At 73.0% G+C, this 21302-nt stretch carries 13 protein-coding genes; 9 read left to right on the top strand and 4 right to left on the bottom strand.

The genetic code is table 11. The features are described 5' to 3' along the window. Positions 1 to 183: 183 nt before the first annotated feature. Positions 184 to 408 (bottom strand): hypothetical protein, encoded by a 225-nt coding sequence (locus tag ABZZ79_RS04260; protein WP_356686289.1) that lies wholly within the window; start codon positions 406 to 408, stop codon positions 184 to 186. A gap of 208 nt (positions 409 to 616) precedes the next feature. Here ABZZ79_RS04260 and ABZZ79_RS04265 point away from each other — a divergent pair, with 208 nt between their 5' ends. The 7 genes from ABZZ79_RS04265 (at position 617) to moeZ (ending at position 10393) form a co-directional block, all read left to right on the top strand. Continuing rightward, on the top strand, positions 617 to 1723 hold the full coding sequence (locus ABZZ79_RS04265) for an alpha/beta hydrolase (RefSeq protein ID WP_356686291.1): 1107 nt from the start codon (positions 617 to 619) through the stop codon (positions 1721 to 1723). A 7-nt stretch (positions 1724 to 1730) separates the two neighbouring features. Next, positions 1731 to 3434: a DUF3152 domain-containing protein gene (locus ABZZ79_RS04270; protein WP_356686293.1), complete on the top strand. Its 1704-nt coding sequence runs from the start codon at positions 1731 to 1733 to the stop codon at positions 3432 to 3434. 210 nt (positions 3435 to 3644) lie between these two features. After that, positions 3645 to 5417, top strand: a complete 1773-nt coding sequence (locus tag ABZZ79_RS04275; RefSeq protein WP_356686295.1) for a DUF3492 domain-containing protein — start codon at positions 3645 to 3647, stop codon at positions 5415 to 5417. A gap of 362 nt (positions 5418 to 5779) precedes the next feature. After that, on the top strand, positions 5780 to 6964 hold the full coding sequence (locus ABZZ79_RS04280) for a hypothetical protein (RefSeq protein ID WP_356686667.1): 1185 nt from the start codon (positions 5780 to 5782) through the stop codon (positions 6962 to 6964). A 481-nt stretch (positions 6965 to 7445) separates the two neighbouring features. Next, positions 7446 to 8414 (top strand): NAD-dependent epimerase/dehydratase family protein, encoded by a 969-nt coding sequence (locus tag ABZZ79_RS04285; RefSeq protein WP_356686297.1) that lies wholly within the window; start codon positions 7446 to 7448, stop codon positions 8412 to 8414. Continuing rightward, on the top strand, positions 8402 to 9151 hold the full coding sequence (locus ABZZ79_RS04290; RefSeq protein WP_356686299.1) for a spherulation-specific family 4 protein: 750 nt from the start codon (positions 8402 to 8404) through the stop codon (positions 9149 to 9151). The genes ABZZ79_RS04285 and ABZZ79_RS04290 overlap by 13 nt, the downstream gene beginning before the upstream one ends. A gap of 63 nt (positions 9152 to 9214) precedes the next feature. Continuing rightward, positions 9215 to 10393: an adenylyltransferase/sulfurtransferase MoeZ gene (gene moeZ / locus ABZZ79_RS04295; RefSeq protein ID WP_356686301.1), complete on the top strand. Its 1179-nt coding sequence runs from the start codon at positions 9215 to 9217 to the stop codon at positions 10391 to 10393. A 107-nt stretch (positions 10394 to 10500) separates the two neighbouring features. Here moeZ and ABZZ79_RS04300 read toward each other — a convergent pair whose 3' ends face one another. The 3 genes from ABZZ79_RS04300 to ABZZ79_RS04310 all read right to left on the bottom strand — a co-directional run bounded on the left by ABZZ79_RS04300 (position 10501) and on the right by ABZZ79_RS04310 (position 16757). Then, positions 10501 to 12060, bottom strand: coding sequence for an alpha/beta hydrolase (locus ABZZ79_RS04300; RefSeq protein WP_356686303.1), 1560 nt, complete (start codon positions 12058 to 12060; stop codon positions 10501 to 10503). A 143-nt stretch (positions 12061 to 12203) separates the two neighbouring features. Then, a complete protein-coding gene (locus ABZZ79_RS04305) occupies positions 12204 to 13748 on the bottom strand; it encodes an alpha/beta fold hydrolase (protein ID WP_356686305.1) in 1545 nt (514 codons plus the stop codon). A 183-nt stretch (positions 13749 to 13931) separates the two neighbouring features. Further along, positions 13932 to 16757 carry a lysylphosphatidylglycerol synthase domain-containing protein gene (locus tag ABZZ79_RS04310; protein WP_356686307.1) on the bottom strand — a complete coding sequence of 942 codons (2826 nt, stop codon included), beginning with the start codon at positions 16755 to 16757 and terminating at the stop codon, positions 13932 to 13934. 186 nt (positions 16758 to 16943) lie between these two features. Here ABZZ79_RS04310 and ABZZ79_RS04315 point away from each other — a divergent pair, with 186 nt between their 5' ends. Further along, positions 16944 to 17330 carry an MGMT family protein gene (locus tag ABZZ79_RS04315; RefSeq protein ID WP_356686309.1) on the top strand — a complete coding sequence of 129 codons (387 nt, stop codon included), beginning with the start codon at positions 16944 to 16946 and terminating at the stop codon, positions 17328 to 17330. A gap of 257 nt (positions 17331 to 17587) precedes the next feature. Continuing rightward, on the top strand, positions 17588 to 21082 hold the full coding sequence (locus ABZZ79_RS04320) for an ATP-dependent DNA helicase (RefSeq protein ID WP_356686311.1): 3495 nt from the start codon (positions 17588 to 17590) through the stop codon (positions 21080 to 21082). Positions 21083 to 21302: the final 220 nt, after the last annotated feature.

Genomic DNA, 21302 nt, shown 5'->3' on the forward strand with positions numbered 1-21302 from the left:
TTTCGTCCACATGCGGTGAGCGCCGCGCCGCCATCGTACTTTTGGGTAACCGTGGTGTGCGCGGTGCGAGCGCAGAATTTCACGGACCGGACGGCGGCGAAAGCCGTGCAGACGGTTTCGAATCGGTACGGAGGGGGCAGAATGTCGCCTCTTTCCTGGTCACGGCTCCATGTCAGTCGACCGTCAGCGATAGTCGTCCTCGTCGAGCGAGACGACCCTGGCCTGTTCGATGAGGTCGGCCTCGTTGGCCCGGTCCCGGTCTTCGCCGGTCATCGGGTCGTCGTGCTCCGGAGCGACGTCGGCCTGCTGCTCGGCCGCGTCGGCCTCGGGCGCCTCGACGTCGGCCTCCTCGCTCTCCCGTGTCTCCTCCACCTCGAACGTGTCGGGGTCGGTGGGATCGACGGTCATGATGGGCTCCCTTCCTGCGCACGCCTGCGATCGGCCCCGGGGAAAGCCAGGGGTCACACGCGGGTGCCCTCTGTATGAGCCTAGGAGACCTGCGATCCGGACGCTATGCGATGCGCGTTCGGGGCGTCACCGCGTGCGTGCGGGTGTTGTGACGGCCGACACAGGCGAACACATGAGTCAGTGCGTGATCGTCTCGTAACATTGCCGCATGTCTTCGACCGAGCTGCCTTCCGTGCCGACCGCCAGCGTGCTCCCGAAGACGACGCCGGTCCGAGTCGCGGAAGGCGAGCAGCTCAGGTCGGTCGGATTTCCGGGCATCACGCTGACGGTCCGGTCGCGGCCGCCCGCGCGCGAGGGGCTCGAACCCGCGCTGTACGTCCACGGCCTCGGCGGTTCCTCGCAGAACTGGTCGGCTCTGATGGAATTGTTGGACGACGTCGTCGACTGCGAGGCGCTCGATCTGCCGGGCTTCGGCGACTCCCCGCCGCCTGACGACGGCGACTACTCGGTCACCGGACACGCGCGCGCGGTCATCCGCTATCTCGACGCGTGCGGACGCGGACCCGTACATCTCTTCGGCAACTCCCTCGGCGGCGCGGTCTCCACCCGCGTCGCCGCCGTACGGCCCGACCTCGTACGCACCCTCACTCTGGTCTCGCCCGCGCTGCCCGAGCTCCGCGTCCAGCGCAGCGCCGTGCCGACCGCACTGCTGGCGCTGCCCGGAGTGGCGGCCCTGTTCACCCGCATCACCAAGGACTGGACGGCGGAACAGCGGGTCCGCGGAGTACTCGGGCTCTGTTACGGGGACCCCGGACGGGTGACTCCGGACGGGCTCCGGCACGCGGTCGAGGAGATGGAACGGCGGCTCCGGCTGCCCTACTTCTGGGACGCGATGGCGCGCTCCGCGCGCGGGATCGTCGACGCGTACACCCTCGGTGGCCAGCACGGACTGTGGCGCCAGGCGGAACGCGTCCTCGCCCCGACCCTGCTTGTCTACGGCGGCCGCGACCAGCTCGTCGGCTACCGCATGGCCCAGAAGGCGGCCCGCTCCTTTCGCGACTCGCGTCTGCTGACGCTTCCGGACGCCGGACATGTGGCGATGATGGAGTACCCCGAGGCGGTGGCCACCGCCTTCCGCGAACTGGTGGCGGACGCCTGCGGGGGTGCCGGGCACACGGCCGGTACCAAGGGTGCGCCCCATACCGCGGGCTCGTCCGGTACAACGGGTGCGTCCGGACTTCCGGGCTCGTCCGGGTCCACGGGTGCGTCCGGTGCACGGGACACGGCGAGTACGACCGAGAACAAGAGGAGCTGAGGCGCGGGTGGGACGCCACAGCCGCCGGGGACCCGCGCCGAAGGGCGACGGGGCTCGGCGGATCCTGGGGGGCTCGCGCTCCGCTGAGGGCCCGGGCGCGCCTCAAGAGGCGCGGCCTGCCGAAGGACCGCGTGCTGCGGGCGATCCACGGCTGCCTTCGGGCGACCCGCGCGTTCCCGGGGTGCCGTCGCCCGAGCAGGTCCGGGCCTGGCAGTCGGCCGGGCGCCCGCCCGGCTTCGGGGGGCAGGGGCCTGTGCAGGGGGCGCCTCGCTTCGACGGGACGCCTGCGCATGGAGTGCCGCGGTTCGCCGATGGCACGCCTGCGCGTGGGATGCCGCGTGCTCCTGATGGCACTCCCGCGCACGGGGTACCTCGTTTGCCTGACGGCACGCCTGCACGTGGCGTACCTCGTTTGCCTGACGGCACTCCCGCCCACGGGGTTCCCCGCTTCCCGGATGGCACGCCTGCGCACGGGGTGCCGCGTGCTTCTGATGGCACTCCCACGCGTGGTGTCCCGCGCTTTCCCGACGGCACTCCCGCACACGGGGTCCCGCGTTTGCCCGACGGCACCCCTGCCCATGGCACGCCCCTCTTCGACGGCACGCCCGCTCATGGCACGCCGCAGGTGCGTGGTGGGCATCCCGAGCAGCGGGAAACCGGCGGTGGCTGGGGGGAGTTGAGGGGTGCGGCCGCAGCTGGGGCCGGGGCCGCAACCGCGTTGCCCCGGCAGCGGCAGGCGCCGCCCGTCGGGCCGCGGCAGGACTACGTCTCCGCGTTCGACGAGGGCGGGAGTGTCCCCGGGCGCCGTAAGACCTCCGCGGACGAGGACCCGTACGCCTTTGTCACCCAGTGGGACACCCGGCCGCCCGCCGGGACGGACGACGACCAGCAGCCGGTCCGCAAGGTCGGCAAGGGGAAGGCGTTCACCGGGATCGCGGCCGCGGCGGTGACCACCGTGCTGGCCGTCGTCGTGACCGCCCAGGTGACCGAGCGCGGCGAGGAGTCCAACGTGGGCGCCCAGTCCGCCGCCGGCCCGGACCGGGGCGTGCACGACTCCGCCTCGCGCGGCGACGGACGGCCGACGCCCGGCACGCCGCCGCGCGTGGTGCCGCTGACGTACGAGCAGAAGATGGGCGAGAAGTACGCGCTGGCGCCGTCGCTCGCCGGTCCGGGGAAGTTCGACGCCATCCCCGGCATCGACAAGGCGCCCGGCAAGGGGCAGAAGTTCACCTATCGCGTGGACGTCGAGCAGGGACTGGGGCTGGACGGCGAGCTGTTCGCGCAGGCCGTGTACAAGACGCTGAACGACGAACGCAGTTGGGCGCACGGCGGCGGCCGCACCTTCGAGCGCATCCACTCCGGAGAGCCCGACTTCGTGATCACCCTGGCCAGCCCCGGCACCACCGCGGACTGGTGCGCCAAGTCCGGCCTGGACACGACCGAGGACAACGTCTCCTGCGACTCCGCCTCCACCGAGCGCGTGATGATCAACGCCTATCGCTGGGCGCAGGGTTCGAAGACGTACGGCGACGAGATCCACGCCTACCGGCAGATGCTGATCAACCACGAGGTCGGCCACCGGCTCGGGTTCCATCACGTGACCTGCGACAAGGACGGCGATCTCGCGCCCGTCATGCAGCAGCAGACCAAGTTCCTGGACCACGACGGCGTGCACTGCCGGCCCAACCCCTGGGCCTACCCGAAGAGTTGACCGACCGGGTGGCGCGGTGACGATCCGTAGGCAAGTGATCTCTTAGCGCGACAGAACGCCACCCGCACGCGAAAGTTACGACCGTTCACCCCTTTTGGTGGTGTGACGGACAACCGTCCGTCGCACCACCGCCTTGTCCCCTTACGTTCGTCCCGCTGCGAGCCGCCGGGTCAACGGCGGCTCCTGATACGGGAGATCGGGGGTGCACTCGTGCGCATCGGACTGCTGACCGAAAGTGGCTATCCGTATGTGAACGGTGACGCCAGGCTCTGGTGCGACCGCCTGGTGCGCGGACTCGACCGCCACGAGTTCCACGTGTACGCGCTCAGCCGCGACGAACACCAGGAGGACGAGGGCTGGATCGCGCTGCCGCCGCAGGTCAGCCGGGTGCGGACGGCCCCGCTGTGGATGGCCGACGAGGACGGGGTGACCTACGGCCGACGGGCCCGGCGGCGCTTCAGCGACTGTTACGGCGAGCTGGCCGCCGCCCTGTGCGCGGCGAGCGCCGAGGCGGCGTCGCCACAGCCTTCCACCGCCGAGGCGGACCGTTTCGCCAGCGCGTTGTACGGTCTCGCCGAACTCGCCCGCGACGAGGGCGGCCTGGTGGCGGCCCTGCGCTCCGAGACCGCCGTACGCGCCCTGGAACGCGCCTGTCGCGCGCCGGGCGCCCCGCGCGCCGCCCACGAGGCCCGGGTGCCCGACCTGCTGGCCGCCGCCGCGCACCTGGAACACGCCCTGCGTCCCCTGTCGTTGCGCTGGTACGAGGACGAGGCGCTCGGCGCGGTCGACCTGTGCCACGCGGCGTCCGGAGGCCCCGCCGCCCTGCCGGGGCTGCTCGCCCATCACCTGTGCGGGGTGCCGCTGCTGGTGACCGAGTACGGGGTGCGGCTGCGCAGCCACTACCTCGCCACCGGCGCGCACGAGGCCCCCGTCGTCCGGGCCCTGCTCGCCGCCTTCCACGGCCGGCTCGCCGCCGAGACCTACCGGCGCGCCGCCTATGTCACCCACGGCAACAGCCATGTCCGCCGCTGGCAGGAACACTGTGGCGCCGACCGGGCCAAGCTGCGCACGGTCCACCCGGGCCTGGACGCGGAACGGTTCGCCGAGGTCGGGGAGGCGCCCGAGAGCGCGGACCCCGACACGCTGGTCTGGGTCGGCCGCGTCGAGCCCACCAAGGACCTCGTCTCCCTGCTGCACGCCTTCGCCGAGGTCCGCCGGGAGCAGCCGAAGACCCGGCTGCGGGTGATCGGCACGGCCGCCGGGGCCGACGGCGCCGCCTACCTCGCCCACTGCCGGGGCCTGGCCGCACAGCTCTTCCCCGACGAGGCCGACGGGCCCCACACGGTCGGCGACAATCCCGTCTCCTTCGAGGAGGTCGGTGAGCCGGACGTCCCGGACCTCGCCGACGCGTACGCCTCCGGTGCCGTGGTCGTCCTCTCCAGCGTCGTCGAGGGATTCCCGCTCGGCCTCGTCCAGGCGATGCTCTGCGGCCGGGTGACCGTGTCGACCGACGTCGGCGCGGTCGTGGAGGTCATCGGCGGCACGGGGCTCGTGGTGCCGCCGCGCAATCCGCGGGCGCTCGCGCAGGCGTGCGTGGCCCTGCTGCGCGACCCCGAGCGGCGCGCGCGCCTGGGCGCCGCCGCGCGCGCTCGGGCGCTGGAACTGTTCACCGTCGAGCGATGCGTCGAGGCATTTCACGGCATTTACCTGGACATCGTGGCGCAGTGCCCGGTCCGAAGGGTCGTCCTCGACGGGGCGGGGGAGCCGCTGCCCTTCGCCGTGCCCGCCGAGGCCCGTGTTCCCGGCCGCTGGCCCGCGCCGGCCCTCCCACCCGTGCCCGGCTGGGCGGCCGGCCCGCCCGTACGGGCCACGGCGCCGGGCGCGGGCCGAGGTGCGCCACGGGGTGGTGCCGTGCGAGGTGCCGTCGCGCGGGGTGCCGTCGTGCGGGGTGCCGCTGTGCCGGCGCCGGAGGGAGCGCGGTGAGCGGGGTGGACGGACGCGAACGGGAGCGCTTGGGGATGCCGGGCGCCGCGGGGGGTTGGGACGAGCGGTCGGAGCGGTGGGTGGGCGGGGGGCTCACGGATGCGGGCCTTGCGAATGCGGGCCTTGCGGACGCGGGCCTTGCGGATACGGGCCTTGCGGCGGGTGACCGCTCGGACGGTGACTGCTCGGACGCCGGCCTCTCGGACGCCGGTCTCTCGGAGGGCGGCCCCTCGGAGGGACTCATGGATGGTCGCTTCACGGATGGTGGCTCTACGGCGGGTGGCCGCTCGGCGGGGGGCGGTCGTCTCGCGGTCGGTGACGAGGAGGTCGGCGGCTTCACGGTCGGTGGGGGGCGTGAGGCCGTGGGCGGGGACGGTGGTCCCACAGGCGGTGGCGGTCGCGAGGCCGAGGGCGGGACGGCCGGTGGCGGGGGTCGGCGGTCCGCTGCTCGGCGGGGTGCCGCCGACCCGGTGAAGGCGCTGATGCACCGTCACCGGGAACTGTGCGAGCGGGCCGTGGACCCCTTGGAGATCGCCGCCGGGCTGGAGGCCCACGGGGTCACCGACCGGACCGCCGCGCGGTTCAGGCACCGGGACGTCTTCTCCCTCGCGGAGGAGATGTACGCCCGGGTCCCGCGCGACGCGGACACCCGGGCACGCGCCGTCAAAGTCCCCGCGCTCCCGGCGGCCCGCGCCGGCTGGGCCCTGCGTGCCCTGGTGCCCGGTGCGCTGTGCACGGCGGCGGTGGCCGGGCTGCGGCTGACCGACGGGCAGTCGCGGCTCCTCGTGGCCGTGGCAGGAGTGCTCGCCCTGGTCCTGGGCGTGCGCTTCGCCGCCGGCCGTGGGCCCTTACGCGTCCACCGGCCCCGTTCAGCCCCCCGGCCCGTCACCGGCGTCTGGACCGGCTGGCTCGTCGGCTACGCCGCCCTCGGCGACGGACTGCTCCGTTCCACCGTCACCGGCGGCCCCGACACCCTGCCGAACGGCGCGTACGACGGACCCTGGCCGCTGGCCACCGCCTCCCTCCTGGCCCTTGCCCTGGCCTGCGCCCCGGGCGCCTGGTGCGCGCACCTCTTCGCCGCCGAGGCCCGGCGCAGACTCACCGCCAGCCGCGGTCTGGAGGAGTTCGCCTCCGCCGTACGGCCGCTGCTGCTCGGCTCGTTCGCCCTGTTCCTGGGCGCGCTGGCCGCCCTGCTCGTGCTGTGCGGGGAGGTCCTGGACGAAGCCGTGGGATACGCCCAGATCCTCAGCCTCGGCGGGCTCCTGCTGCTCGCCCGGCTGCTGGCCGCGCACGGCTTCACCCACGCGCCGGCGGCGGTGCTGACCGCCTGCGCCGCCGCCGAGGGCGCGGCCCTGGGCACTGTTTTCGCCGGGCGCCTGCCCGGGTGCGGCTTCCTCTCCGTACCGGTGGAGGAACTCGTGTCCGCGTGGGGACCCGGCAGCGCACCGGCCCTGATCTGCGCGGCCGGTGCGCTGACCCTGCTGATCCACGCCGGGCGCACGCTGACGCTCGCCTCGGCGCACGCCGAACCGGTGGCGTCGCGGTGAGCGGCCGTGACCTGCCGAGCGCTGGCGTGCCGAGCGGTGGCGCGGTGAAGCGTGCCGCCGTGAAGCGTGGCGCGGTGAAGCGTGCCGCCGTGAACGAGGGCGCGGTGAAGCGTGCCGGCGTGAAGCGTGGCGCGGTGAAGCGTGCCGCCGTGAACGAGGGCGCCGTGAACGAGGGCGCCGTGAACCGTGGCGCCCTGTCGCCGTCCCGCCGTGAGCACGGGTGCGGCCGTGACCGGGCGGGCCTTTGCGACCGTGGGCCGCGCCGCCGAGAGCACCCGAACTCGCACCTCCCCCGTGAAGGAGAAGACCAGATGACCACCTCCCGATCCGGAGCCCCCGGAGCCCCCGGAGCCCCCGGAGCCCCCGGAGCCCCCGGAGCCCCCGGAGCCACCGGCGTGACCGGAGCCGTCGGAGCGGCCCGACTCGCCGGGGTCGCCGGAGTCGACGGCACAGTCGGCGCGCACACCCCGGGAGCCGCGCGATGAGAGTCCTGCTGATCGGAGCCAACGGCTACCTCGGCCGCTTCGTCGCCGACCGCCTGCTCGCCGACCCGGCCGTCCAGCTCACCGCACTCGGCCGCGGCGACGACGCCGATGTCCGCTTCGACCTCGCCTCCGGCAGCCCGGGAGCGCTCACCCGCTTCCTGGACGCGGTCCACCCCGGCGTCGTCATCAACTGCGCGGGCGCCACCCGCGGCGGTGCCCGCGAGCTGACCCGGCACAACACCGTCGCCGTGGCCACCGTCTGCGAGGCCCTGCGCCGCAGCGGCTGCGGCGCCCGCCTGGTGCAGATCGGCTGCGGCGCCGAGTACGGCCCCAGCCAGCCCGGGTCGTCCACCGCGGAGGATGCCGTCCCGCGGCCCGGCGGCCCGTACGGCGTCAGCAAACTCGCCGCCACCGAACTCGTCCTCGGTTCCGGCCTCGACGCCGTCGTGCTGCGCGTCTTCTCACCGGCCGGCCCCGGCACCCCGGCCGGGTCGCCCCTCGGCCGGCTCGCCGAGGCCATGCGCCGGGCCATGCAGTCCGGCGACGGCGAGCTCAAACTCGGCGGCCTGGGCGTCCAGCGCGACTTCATCGACGTACGCGACGTGGCGCGGGCGGTGCACGCGGCCTCGCTGTCGGCGGCCCAGGGCGTGATCAACATCGGCTCGGGACGGGCCGTGCGGCTGCGCGACGCGGCGGCCGTGCTCGCCCGCGTGGCCGGCTACGGCGGGGCCCTGCACGAACTCGACGGCCCGCCCGGCGCCCTGCGGCCGGCCATCGGCCACCCGCGCGGCGACGCCGACCACTCGGGTCATGTGGCACCCGTCGCCTATCCGTACCCGGACGGCTGCGGCAGCTGGCAGCAGGCCGACGTCCGCACCGCGCGCGACCGGCTCGGCTGGCGGCCCCGTATCAACCTGGAGGAGTCCCTCGCGGATATCTGGATGGAGGCGGCATGCCGCATCTGACCAGCACCAGGACGGGCAGCGCGAGCACCGATGTCCGCACCGGCCTGGGCATCCCCGGCTATGCCCACCCGTTGCTGGCCCCGGCGGAGTGGGGCGAGCTCACCCGTCCCGGCACGCCCGTGCACTGGGCCGTCCTCGACGTCGCCGACGGGCCCGGAGTGCGCCGCGACCCGCACTGCCTCGAAGCCGCGGGCCGACTGCGCACCGCGGGCGTGCGGCTCCTCGGCCGCCTGGACACCAGATACGGGGTCCGTTCGTTCCCCGATGTGATCTCCGACGCACAGCGCTATCTGGACTGGTACCGGGTCGACGGCTTCGTGCTCGACCGCTGCCCCACCGAGCGCGCCGACCTGCCCGGTGTCCGACGGATGGTCACCGCCCTGCGAGGGATGGCCGAGGCTCCCCATCTCGTCCTCGGTCACGGCACTCACCCGTATCCCGGATACGCCGAGTCCGCCGACCAGTTGGTGACCTTCTCCGGCCCGTGGACGGACTACCGCTGGTCGCAGGCGGCGGAGTGGACCGCGGACTATCCTCCCGAGCGGTTCTGCCATCTCGTCCACAGTGTGCCGGGCGGCCATCTCGACGAAGCGCTGCGCATCGCGCGCTGGCAGGGCGCGGCCACGATCTGGTTCACCGACCGCACGGACCGGGGCGGCGAGACCGATCCTTGGGCGGCCATGCCCGGCTACTGGGACGAAATCGTCTCGCGGATCGGAACGGGTGTCTCGGAATGAAAGAGCCCATGGCAGTGTTACGGGGAGAACAACTGTAGTGATTGACCGACCAACGGAGTCCCCGTGTCGCTGCCACCCCTGGTCGAGCCGGCTGCCGAGCTCACCGTAGACGAGGTCCGCAGGTACTCCCGCCACCTGATCATCCCCGACGTGGGGATGGACGGGCAGAAGCGGCTGAAGAACGCCAAGGTGCTCTGTGTGGGCGCCGGCGGCCTGGGCTCGCCGGCACTGATGTACTTGGCCGCCGCGGGCGTGGGCACCCTCGGCATCGTGGAGTTCGACGAGGTCGACGAGTCCAACCTCCAGCGCCAGATCATCCACAGCCAGGCCGACATCGGCCGCTCCAAGGCCGAGTCCGCGCGTGACAGCGTCAAGGGCATCAACCCGTACGTGAACGTGATCCTTCACGAGGAGCGGCTTGAGGCCGAGAACGTGATGGACATCTTCAGCCAGTACGACCTCATCGTGGACGGCACGGACAACTTCGCCACCCGCTACCTGGTCAACGACGCGTGCGTGCTGCTGAACAAGCCGTACGTCTGGGGCTCGATCTACCGCTTCGACGGCCAGGCCTCCGTGTTCTGGTCCGAGCACGGCCCCTGCTACCGCTGCCTCTACCCGGAGCCCCCGCCGCCGGGCATGGTCCCCTCCTGCGCCGAGGGCGGTGTCCTGGGCGTGCTGTGCGCGTCCATCGGCTCCATCCAGGTCAACGAGGCCATCAAGCTCCTCGCGGGCATCGGCGAGCCGCTGGTCGGCCGCCTGATGATCTACGACGCCCTGGAGATGCAGTACCGCCAGGTCAAGGTCCGCAAGGACCCGGGCTGCGCGGTCTGCGGCGAGAACCCGACCGTCACCGAGCTCATCGACTACGAGGCCTTCTGCGGCGTCGTGTCCGAGGAGGCCCAGGAGGCGGCTCTCGGTTCGACGATCACTCCCAAGCAGCTCAAGGAGTGGATCGACGAGGACGAGAACATCGAGATCATCGACGTCCGCGAGCAGAACGAGTACGAGATCGTCTCCATCCCGGGCGCCAAGCTGATCCCGAAGAACGAGTTCCTCCTCGGCACCGCCCTGGAGACCCTCCCCCAGGACAAGAAGATCGTCCTGCACTGCAAGACGGGCGTCCGCAGTGCGGAAGTCCTCGCGGTCCTGAAGTCCGCGGGCTTCGCCGACGCCGTCCACGTCGGCGGCGGCGTGATCGGCTGGGTCAACCAGATCGAACCCGAGAAGCCGGTCTACTGACCCGGCCCGATTGACCTGCACGGCCCTGGAAGCCCGTGGCTCCGCACAGTTCGGATGCCGCGGGCTTCCGTCTTCGGGTGGAAATTCGCCCGGCCGCCCCGGCGGCCTCATGGGCAGACCTTGCCGTCCTGCGGTGGCGTGCCCTTGAGGAGGTAGGTGTCGACCGCCGAGTCGACGCAGGTGCTGCCGCTGCCGTAGGCGCCGTGGCCCTCGCCCTGCCAGGTCAGGACCACGCCGACGTCCTTGCCGAGTTCGTCGGCCATGCGGCGGGCGCCTTCGTACGGGGTGGCGGGGTCGCCGGTGTTGCCGATCGCGAGGATCGGGGGAGCGCCGGGCGCGGACACCTCCGGGGTGTCGTGCTGACCGGGCACGGGCCAGTCGTGGCACCAGCCGGCCGTGTCCCAGCCGAGGAGGGGTCCGAAGACGGGGGAGAGCCGTTCGAACCGCGGCAGGGACCTTCTCGCCTCGTCGGGCGTCGGGCGCTGCTTGTCGTCGAGGCAGGAGATGACCCGCTGGGCGTGGGTCGTCGTGCCGTAGTGGCCCGAGCTGTCCCGCTCGTTGTAGGAGTCGGCCAGGCTGAGGAGTTCGGAGCCGTCGCCCGCCTCGGCCGCTTCGAGGGCGCTCGTCAGGCTCGGCCAGCTGTCCTTGCTGTACAGCGGCAGCACTATGCCGGTGACCGCCAGGCTCTGCGTCAGCTCGCGGCCGGGCGCGGCCGGCAGCGGATCGGTGTCGAGCCGCTTCAGGAGCGCCGCGATCGTGGCCGTGCCCTCCTCGGGGTCCTCGCCCGTGGACTTCAGGTAGTCGTCGAGCGCGCGCTGGAAGCCCTGGGCCTGGTTCTCGGCGTGCCCGACGGCGTCCGCGGAGGGGTCGACGACCGCGTCCAGGACCATCCGGCCCACGTTCTCGGGGAACAGATGGGCGTAGACGCCGCCGAGTTCGGTGCCGTAGGAGATGCCGAAGTAGTGCAGCTTCTCGTCGCCGAGCAGATGACGCATCAGGTCCATGTCCCGTGCGGTGTCGGTGGTCGACACATGCGCCAGCAGTTCGCCGGTCGTGCGGGCGCAGTCCTGGCCGAAGTCGGCCGCGTCCGCCAGGAAGGCGCGCTCCTCGTCGGGTGTGTCCGGGGTGATGTCCACCGACTCGGCGGCCTGGACGTCCTTGTCGTCGCGGCACCGGACGCCCTCGCTGCCGCCCACCCCGCGCGGGTCGAAACCGACCAGGTCGTAGCGCTCCCGCAGGGACGAAACGATCGAGGCGTAGGAGGGCATCGTCGACACCCCGGAGCCGCCCGGCCCGCCGAAGTTGAACACCAGAGAGCCGATGCGGTCGTCGTCGCGGGCCTTGGACCGGATCAGGGAGAGGCCGATGGTCCTGCCCTCCGGCTTCGCCCAGTCCAGCGGCACCTCCAGCGTCGCGCACCGCCAGTCGCCGCCGGGCGCGGGGGAGTCGGGGGTCTCCTGGCATTCGCCCCAGTCCAGCTCCTGCGAGGTCAGGGAGGACGGCAGCGCCTGTCCGGAGGGCGACGCCGGGCCGCCGGTCCGGGTGCCGTTCCTGCCGTCCTCGTCCCCGCTCCCCTTCCCGCTGTCCGGCGCACCGTCGGTGCAGCCCGTCAGCAGCAGTGCGCTCGCCGCGCTCGCGGCGGCGGCCCACCGAAGGTATCGGCGCATGTCGTGTCCCCCTCCCTGGCCGTCCGCGCTTCGGCGGGCGAACGGCGGTCAGGCCATGGTAGGCCGGGGGGCGTGAAGTCCGTCCAGCCCTGTGGATAACCCTTTGACCTGCTGCTTTGTTGCGGTTGCGGCTCGGTGACCGGTCAGGAACAGACCGTTCCCGACGCCGGCACCTTCCCGTCCAGCAGATAGCCGTTCACCGCGCTGTGCACGCACTTGCTCCCGCTGTCGTACGCCCCGTGCCCCTGACCCTTGTACGTCAGCTCCACCCCGACCCCCGCGCCCAGCGCCTGCACCATCCGCCGCGCCCCCTCGTACGGTGTCGCGGGGTCACCGGTGTTGCCCACGACGAGGATCGGCGCCGAACCGGGAGCGCTGACGTCCGGGTGGGCCGCGGCACCCGGCACCGCCCAGTCGGTGCAGCTGACCATGCCCCAGGCCAGGGCGTCGCCGAACAGGGCCGACGCCTCCCGGAACTCGGGCAGCTTGGCCTGTACGTAACCCACGCCGTAACGGGCCTTGTCGTCGGAGCAGTTGATGGCGATGTTCGCCGCGGTGATGTTGCTGTACTCGCCGTTCGTGCTGCGCCCGTTCATCGAGTCGGACAGCACCATCAGCAGCTGGCCGTCCCCGTCGTACGCCTGGTCGAGCGCCTCGGTGAGGAACTCCCACAGGTCCTTGGAGTACAGGGCCTGGATGATGCCGTTGGTGGCCGCGGACTGGGTCAGCTCGCGCGGGAAGGCGCCGGGGATGGGGCTGGTGTCGAGGTCCTTCAGCAGCTTGGCGATGCGGTCCTGGACGTTCTGGACGCTGTCGCCGACCGGGCACTCCTCGACCCTGTTCACGCAGTCCTCGGCGTAGTTCTCCAGGGCCAGCTGGAAGCCCTGTGCCTGGCCGAGGGCGCCCTGCTCGGACGTCTGAGTGGGGTCGACCACCGCGTCGAAGACGGCCCTGCCCACGTTCTCGGGGAACAGATGGGCGTAGACGCCGCCGAGTTCCGTGCCGTAGGAGATGCCGAAGTAGTACAGCTTGTCGTCGCCGAGCACCTGGCGCATCAGGTCCATGTCGCGGGCCGCGTCGGTGGTGCGCACGTGGGGGATGATCCGCTCGGAGTGCTGCTCGCAGGCGCCGTTGAAGTCCCTGGTGCCGTCCAGCAGCGCGGTGCGCTCCGCGGCGTCGTCGGGGGTGGCGTCCTGCTGGAACCAGGAGTCGAGCTGCTGGTCGTTCAGGCAGGTCACGGGGACGCTGCGGCCGACGCCGCGCGGGTCGAAGCTCACCACGTCGTAGCGGGTGCGCAGCGTGGCGTAGTCGGGGCCGAAGGCGGGCAGCGTGTAGACGCCGGAGCCGCCCGGTCCGCCGAAGTTGAAGATGAGTGAGCCGATCCGGTCGCTCTTGTCGCCGGTCGTCTTCGCCCTGATCAGCGCCAGACCGATCGTGTCGCCCTTCGGATCGTCCCAGTCGAGGGGTGCCTTCATGGTGGCGCACTGCCACTCGTCGCCGTCGGGCAGCGGGGACGGGGAGCCTCCGCCGCCCTCGGCCTGGGAGGGCGCCGGACAGTCCTCCCAGCTCAGCTCCTGGGCCGTCAGGTCCGCGTCCTTGTCGCCGTCACCGCATCCCGCCAGCACGGAGGAGAGCAGCACAGCGGTGGCGGTCAGCGCGGCGGCGCGCAGGCGGCAGGACTTCGGCATGATCCCATCGTGCGGCCGGGCGGGGTGAGCCGCGCGGGGCACGGGCCGTACGAGGGACGCCGCCGCGCGGGGCACGCGCACCAGGGGGCCTGTCCGACGAATTCCCGCCCGCCGTGCGACACCTGGCGCCCTATGTGCGACACGGCCCGCGCGGTGTCGCCGCGGGCACTGTGCGGGCGCCCGCTACAGCGCGCCCTTCCTCGTGAGCTGGTTGAACGCCAGCCACCCCGGCAGCACCGGCAGCCACAGCGTCAGCAGCCGGAACAGCAGGACCGCGGGGGCCGCGACCTCCTTGGGCAGGCCGACCGCGATCAGACCGACGGTCAGGGTCGCCTCGACCGCGCCCACACCGCCGGGGGTCGGGGCGGCGGAACCGAGCGCGTTGCCCGCCAGGAAGACGACCGCGACGCTGGCGATGCTGATGGACGTCGACTCGTCGCCGAAGGCGCGGATGGAGGCGTCGAGGCACATCACGAAGCAGGCGGTGAGCAGCAGCATGCCGCCGATGCCGGTGACCAGCTTCTGCGGGCGCTGGAGCACGTCGAGCATGCGCGGCACGACACCCGCGAACAGCGACCGCACGCGCGTGACGACGAATTTCCGCAGGAAGGGCACCGAGGTCACCACGAGCACGAGCACCGCCACGGTCAGCAGGCCCGCGATGACGGTCCGGGACGGCGACAGCGACGGCGTCTTCTCGGTGCCGGTCAGGTAGCCGAAGGACAGCAGCATCAGGATGTGGCAGCCGAGGCCGAACAGCTGCGACGCGCCCACACTGGCCACCGCGAGCCCGGGCCGCACGCCCGCGCGTTGCAGGAAGCGCGTGTTGAGGGCCACGCCGCCGACCGCTGCCGGTGCCACGATCTTCACGAACGATCCGGCGACCTGCGCCCCCACGGTCCGCAGGAACGGCACCCGCTCCGGCACGAACCCCAGCAGACTCATCGCGGCCGCGACATAGCTCAGCGCCGAGAACAGCACCGCGGCGACGACCCAGCCCCACTCGGCCTCGGCGAAGAGCTTGCCGAACTCGATGTGGGTGAGCTGCGACAGCAGGAAGTACGCGCCGATGGCACCGGCGATGATGCTGATCAGCGTGCGTGGCCGCACCCGCTCCAGCCGGACCGGCTCGACCGGCGCCTGCGGACGGATGCGCAGCACCTGGTGCCGGATCTGCGTCAGCAGGTCCTCCTCGCGCGCCTCCTCCAGGGCATCGTCGATGGCCCGCTTCTCGGCCCGCGCCTCCGCCCGTACGGCCTTCTTGTCCTCCTTGTCCAGGCGCACGGGCCCGGAGTCGCCCTCGGCAGCCTCCAGGCGGGCCTGCTTGGCGAGCCGGGACGCCTCCAGCACGGCCTCGCGCTCGCGTTCGGCCCGCTCGCGGCCGAGCCGGCGCAGCGTCGCGCGCGTGGAGCGGGTCAGAGCGATCGGCTGGAGCATGGGCAGACAGTCGGCGACGGTGTCGGGGCCGAGCACCCCGACCGCGGAGGCCACCGCACGCTCGGCGCCCACCCGGAGCGCCAGGGTGGTCATCAGCTGGGCGACGTCCATGCGCAGCAGCAGATCACCGGCCGCGATCTCACCGCCGCGCAGATCGGTGATGATCACCTTGCCGGAACGATCCACCAGAATCGCGTCACCCGCGAGCCTGCGGTGCGCGATGCGCCGCGAGTGCAGCGCCTTCACCTGGCTCCAGGTGCCGCGCAGCAACTCGTCGGTGATCTCCTCTTCCGAGACCGAGTCCAGGGTGCGCCCGCCGGTGTGCTCGTAGACCAGCATCACGGCGTCGGGGCCGAGCTCGGAGGTGGCGATGAGCTTGGGCGCGTTGGCGCCGGCGGCGATGGCGGCGTAGGCGAGCAGGGCCTCCTGCTCCAGCGCCTGGCGCAGCGACTGCAGACTGCGCCGGGTCGCGATGCCGCGCAGCGTGAGGTTGCGCCACACCCGGTAGAAGAAGCCCTGGGCCTGCTGTTCCCGGTCGACGACGGTGACGTCGAGGGGTGGGCCGTCCTCCAGGGTGACGAAGTAGCGCCGGCCGCGGTCGCCGCTGTCGGAGGCGTCCGAGGCCTCCTCGCGGGCCGCGCTCACCGGGCGGAAGCCGACGTGGCGCAGGCGCGCCATGAGTGTCCTGCCGGTGGGGCGCACGTTGGGCGAACCGACGGCGTAGAGCGTCCCGTAGGCCACGCTCCAGCCGATCAGGACGGTGAGGATGATCGAGAACGGTGTCGTGTAGCCGGTCACGAGCATCGAGAAGGCGTCCAGCATCAGCACGATCCACAGCACCGCACGCCAGCGGGGTCTGCGGGACATGCCGACGGCCGTCATGTACGCGATGACCGGGGCCAGATAGCCGTGCACCGGGTCGGTGAGGGCGTTGACGTCGCCGGGCGAGGGCTGGGTGAGCGCGTCCTGGATGGAGTCCGGGGCGGCGCGGGCGACCCACAGGTCGGTGGCGAGGGTCACTCCGTGCGCGAGGACGGCCGCGAGCACGCCGTCGGCGATGCGCAGCCCGTCCCGTTTGATCAGGCGTTCGATCGCGAAGGCGACCGGGACCAGGAGGATCGCGATGCTGGACGCCAGCCCGGCGATCTTGATCAGCAGGTCGGGCGCCTGTCCGGTGCCCTTGTTGATGTCCTGTTCCAGGCCGGAGGTGGTGCCGTGCGCGAACGCGGCGATCCCCAGCAGCACGACGACGGCGAGCACGCCCACCAGCAGTCGCATGAGGTCGGAGGGCCGGTGCACGCGCGCGGGGAGGAGCGGTTCGTCGCCCTCGACCTCGTCGGCCCGGACCTCGTCGCTGTCGTTCATGTCACGACGACCGCCGTCCTCGCCGTCGAGGCGACCACCGTCTTCACTGTCGCGACGTCCGTCGTCTTCACTGTCGCGACGGCCTTCGTGTCCGCGCGGCTCTCCGGTGCGGCGCCCGGCCGGCTCGCCGGCCTGCCCGGTGTCAGGGCGCGACGCAGCGTCAGAGGTGCCCTCCGCGTCCTCGGGGTGCACACCCTGCTGCTTCATCGTCTCTTCTTGATCTCGTATCAACGGTCACCGCCCGCATGATGGTGGCATGCCGCACCGGCACACGGGGGCATCAGGGTGCAAACGCGGGGGCGGACAGTCTGCCGGAAGCGCCGCCTTCGGGCGAGGGATACGCACGGTGGCGGGGCGCTCACATTGTCGGTGGGGTGGTGCAGGATGGGGCGAATGAGCGAGGAGAGGCTGCCGCAGGACGCCCGCGCGGACTACGCGGACGAGCTGCCCGAGTACGCCGAGCGGGTCCTTGAGGTCGCGGAACTGATTCCGCCGGGGCGGGTCATGACCTACGGCGACGTCGCCGAGTGGCTGGAGGAGGGCGGACCGCGCCAGGTGGGCCGCGTGATGGCGCTGTACGGCGGGGCCGTGCCCTGGTGGCGTGTGACCCGCGCGGACGGCACGCTGCTGCCCGGCCACGAGCTGCGGGCGCTCGACCACTACCGGGCCGAGGGGACGCCTCTGAAGGAGGCGAGCAGGGCCGCCGAGGGCCATCTGCCCCGGGTCGACATGAAGCGGGCGCGATGGGACGGCGGTGAGCACGCGCAGGGTCACACCTGACAGCTTCCGCCATCGGGGGCGGGCGTGGGGCGCACGTGATCCGTACGAGGGAAACGGGGCACGTCCGTGACATGACGTACGTTCGTGGGGTGAGGGACGAACGTGACGCACGAGCCGGGAGGGAACAATCGGAAGCCATGCTTCCGGTCCTCTCGTCGGCGTAGCGTCGGCAGCGCGCGTCCCCCTCACCTCCCGCCCACCGCTCTTCCCCCGAAGCGGCCCGGCAACCAGCACACCCACCAGGACCGGCGAACCACGTGAGCTCCTCTTCCTCCACCAGGCGCCTGTCGCACCCCCCGGTGCGACAGGGGAACCGTGGCGCTTACCGACTGGTCCGTACCCCTCCGCACCGACCGGATCCCCCTCGTCTTGACGCGGCACAGCGCGCGGTGGTTGACCACGCCCGCGGACCGCTGCTCGTCCTCGCCGGTCCAGGCACCGGCAAGACCACCACCCTCGTGGAGTCCGTCGCGGCCCGCGCCGCGCGCGGCGGGGACCCCCGGCGCGTCCTCGTGCTGACCTTCAGCCGCAAGGCCGCCGTCGAACTGCGCGACCGCATGGCCCTGCGCATGGGGGCGGCCCGCGCCCCGCAGGCGACCACCTTCCACTCGTTCTGCTACGCCTTGGTCCGCGCCCACCAGGACAGCGAACTGTTCGTCGAACCCCTGCGGCTGCTGTCCGGCCCCGAGCAGGACGTCGCCGTACGCGAGCTGCTGGCAGGCCAGAGCGGCCTGGAACACCTCGGCCTCGCGCACGTGCGCTGGCCCGACGAGCTGCGCGCCTGTCTGACCACCCGCGGGTTCGCCGACGAGGTCCGCGCGGTCCTCGCCCGCAGCCGCGAACTGGGCCTCGACCCCGGCGCCCTGGACGCCTTCGCCCGCCGCAGCGGCCGTCCCGACTGGCGGGCCGCCGCCGCCTTCCTCGCCGAGTACCTCGACGTCCTCGACCTCCAGGGCGTCCTCGACTACGCCGAACTCGTCCACCGCGCGGTGCTCCTCGCCCGCCGCCCCGAGGTCGCCGAACGGCTCGCCGCCCAGTACGACGCCGTCTACGTCGACGAGTACCAGGACACCGACCCGGCCCAGGTGCGGCTGCTGGACGCCCTGGCCGGCGGCGGGCGCACCCTCGTCGCCTTCGGCGACCCCGACCAGTCGATCTACGCCTTCCGGGGCGCCGACGTGAACGGCATCCTCGACTTCCCGCGCACCTTCACGCGCGCGGACGGCAGCCCGGCTCCCGTCGAGGTGCTGCGCACCTCCCGCCGCTCCGGCGGCACGCTGCTCGCCGCGACCCGGCTGCTCACCCAGCGCATGCCGCTCACCCGGCTCCCTGCCGACCGCGTACGCGCCCACCGGGACCTCGCCCCGGTCCGCGACGGAGGCCGCGTCGAGGTGTTCACCTACCCGACGCCCGGCACGGAGCTGGACAACGTCGCCGACATCCTGCGCCGGGCTCACCTGGAGGACGGCGTCCCCTGGAGCGAGATGGCCGTCCTGGTGCGCGCCGGCTCCCGCACCATCCCGGCCGTCCGCCGCGCCCTGACAGCCGCGGGCGTGCCCCTCGACATCGACGGCGACGACCTGCCGCTGCGGCACGAGCCCGCGGTGGCGCCCCTGCTGACGGCACTGCGGGCGGTGGCCATAGCGGAGGCGGGGGGCGGGGGCGGGCCCGCCGAGGACACCGAGAGCGTGGGCGCCGAGACCATGGACGCCGAGAGCGTGGGCGTCGAGACCATGGATGTCGAGAGCGTGGGCGTCCAGACCCTCGACGCCGAGGTCGAAGTGCCCGAGGCCAGGGAGGCCAACGACGCGAAGGCGGACGCCGACGAGCAGACCTCCGGCGGCGGGACGACCCCGGTCGGATCCGGCCTCGAGCCCTGCTGGCTCGACACCGAGACCGCCGTCACCCTGCTCGCCTCCCCGCTCGCCGGCATGGATGCCGCCGACCTGCGCCGTCTGGGACGGGCCCTGCGGGAGGAGGAACGGACCGCGGGCAACCCCGTGCCCCCACCCTCCGACGAGCTGCTCGCGCGGGCGCTGGCCGAGCCGGAGCGGCTGGCCGTGCACGACCCGGCGTACGCGCGCGGGGCACAGCGCCTGGGCGCGCTGCTGCGCAAGGCCCGCGAACGCCTCGCCTGCGGCGGTACGGCCGAGGAGGCGCTGTGGGACCTGTGGGAGGGCACCCCGTGGCCCGGCCGGCTGGAGCGGACCGCGCGCCGCGGCGGAGCGGCGGGCCGTAACGCCGACCGCGACCTGGACGCCGTGTGCGCGCTGTTCGCCACGGCCGCGCGGGCGGAAGAGCGCACCGGTGGGCGCGGCGCGCTGAACTTCCTGGAGCAGATCGACGCGGAGGACATCGCCGCCGACACCCTCACCCGGCGCGCCCTGCGGTCCGACGCGGTGCGCCTGATGACCGCACACCGCTCCAAGGGACTGGAATGGCGCCTCGTCGTCGTCGCCGGCGTCCAGGAGGGCCTGTGGCCCGACCTGCGCCGCCGCGGCTCCCTGCTGGAGGCCGACCGCATCGGCCGCGACGGACTCGCCGAACCGCTCACCCCGGGCGCCCTGCTCGCCGAGGAGCGGCGGCTGTTCTACGTCGCGGCCACGCGCGCGCGTGAACGGCTCGTCGTCACCGCCGTGAAGGCACCCGCCGACGACGGCGACCAGCCCTCCCGCTTCCTGACCGAACTCGGCGTCGAGCCCAAGGACGTCACCGGCCGCCCGCGCCGCCCGCTGTCGGTCGCCGCACTCGTCGCGGAACTGCGCGCCACCACGGTCGACCCGCGGGTCTCCGACGCCCTCCGGGAGGCCGCCGCCCACCGGCTGGCCCGGCTCGCCGCCCTCACCGACGACGACGGCCGCCCGCTGGTGCCCTCCGCGCATCCCGACCGCTGGTGGGGCATGTTCGAGCCGACCGCGTCCAGGGTGCCGCTGCGCGACCGCGACCAGCCCGTCGTGCTCTCCGGCAGCGCCCTCGACCAGCTCGCCAACACCTGCGCCCTGCAGTGGTTCCTCGGCCGCGAGGTGAAGGCCGACGCGCCCGCGACGGCCGCCCAGGGCTTCGGCAACGTGGTGCACGTCCTCGCCGACGAGGTCGCCTCCGGGCACACCCCGGCCGACCTAGCCGTCCTCATGGAGCGTCTGGACTCCGTGTGGAACGCGCTCGCCTTCGACGCGCCCTGGAAGTCGGAGCAGGAGAAGGAGCACGCGCGCGGGGCGCTCGAACGCTTCCTGACCTGGCACGTCACCGACCGCACCGGCCGCACGCCGGTGGCCAGCGAGCACGACTTCGACGTCACTCTCGCAGCGGGCGACTACGAGGTGCGCATCCGTGGCCAGATGGACCGGGTCGAGACCGACGGCCAGGGCCGCGCCTACGTCGTCGACTTCAAGACCGGCAAGCAGGCGCCCACCTCCCGCGAGGTCGAGCACCATCCCCAGCTCGCCGTCTACCAGCTCGCCGTCCGCGAAGGCGCCGTCGACGACGCCTTCGACGGGGTGCGCCCCGAGCCCGGCGGCGCCGAACTCGTCCACCTCCGCCAGGGCGCGGCCAAGCGCGACGGCGGCGACACGCTCCCGAAGGTGCAGGCCCAGGAGCCCCTGGAGGGGGAGTGGGTCGGCGACCTGCTGGCCACGGCCGCGGGCAAGGTCCTCGACGAGCGCTTCACACCGTCGACCGGCCAGCACTGCACCCACTGTGCCTTCCGCGCCTCGTGCAGCGCCCGGCCGGAGGGGCGGCAGGTGGTCGAGTAGCGGCGCGGCGGGGCCGCAAGGGACCTTTTCGGCGGTCGGCGGTCGGCGGCCTGCGCGGCCTGCGGCTCGCGGGTTTCGCGAGTGATCGTGTGCGTGGGCACAGCACCCCCAGGTTCCGCGAGCGACCGTGCGGCGCCCTGCGGCTCCCCCGTCCCGCGACCGGCGTGACGGATCGCACCACCCGTGCCGACCTGCGCTTCTTCCGTCCGCCGAGGTCGTC

The sequence above is a fragment of the Streptomyces sp. NPDC006458 genome, from assembly GCF_040612135.1.
In the GTDB taxonomy this organism is placed as follows: domain Bacteria; phylum Actinomycetota; class Actinomycetes; order Streptomycetales; family Streptomycetaceae; genus Streptomyces.

Excerpts from the sequence above, each read along its gene's own strand:
- ABZZ79_RS04310 (WP_356686307.1), bottom strand. The coding sequence starts at position 16,757 with ATGAAGCAGCAGGGTGTGCACCCCGAGGACGCGGAGGGCACCTCTGAC.
- ABZZ79_RS04300 (WP_356686303.1), bottom strand. The coding sequence starts at position 12,060 with ATGCGCCGATACCTTCGGTGGGCCGCCGCCGCGAGCGCGGCGAGCGCA.
- ABZZ79_RS04285 (WP_356686297.1), top strand. The coding sequence starts at position 7,446 with ATGAGAGTCCTGCTGATCGGAGCCAACGGCTACCTCGGCCGCTTCGTC.
- ABZZ79_RS04315 (WP_356686309.1), top strand. The coding sequence starts at position 16,944 with ATGAGCGAGGAGAGGCTGCCGCAGGACGCCCGCGCGGACTACGCGGAC.
- ABZZ79_RS04290 (WP_356686299.1), top strand. The coding sequence starts at position 8,402 with ATGCCGCATCTGACCAGCACCAGGACGGGCAGCGCGAGCACCGATGTC.
- ABZZ79_RS04260 (WP_356686289.1), bottom strand. The coding sequence starts at position 408 with ATGACCGTCGATCCCACCGACCCCGACACGTTCGAGGTGGAGGAGACA.
- ABZZ79_RS04265 (WP_356686291.1), top strand. The coding sequence starts at position 617 with ATGTCTTCGACCGAGCTGCCTTCCGTGCCGACCGCCAGCGTGCTCCCG.
- ABZZ79_RS04305 (WP_356686305.1), bottom strand. The coding sequence starts at position 13,748 with ATGCCGAAGTCCTGCCGCCTGCGCGCCGCCGCGCTGACCGCCACCGCT.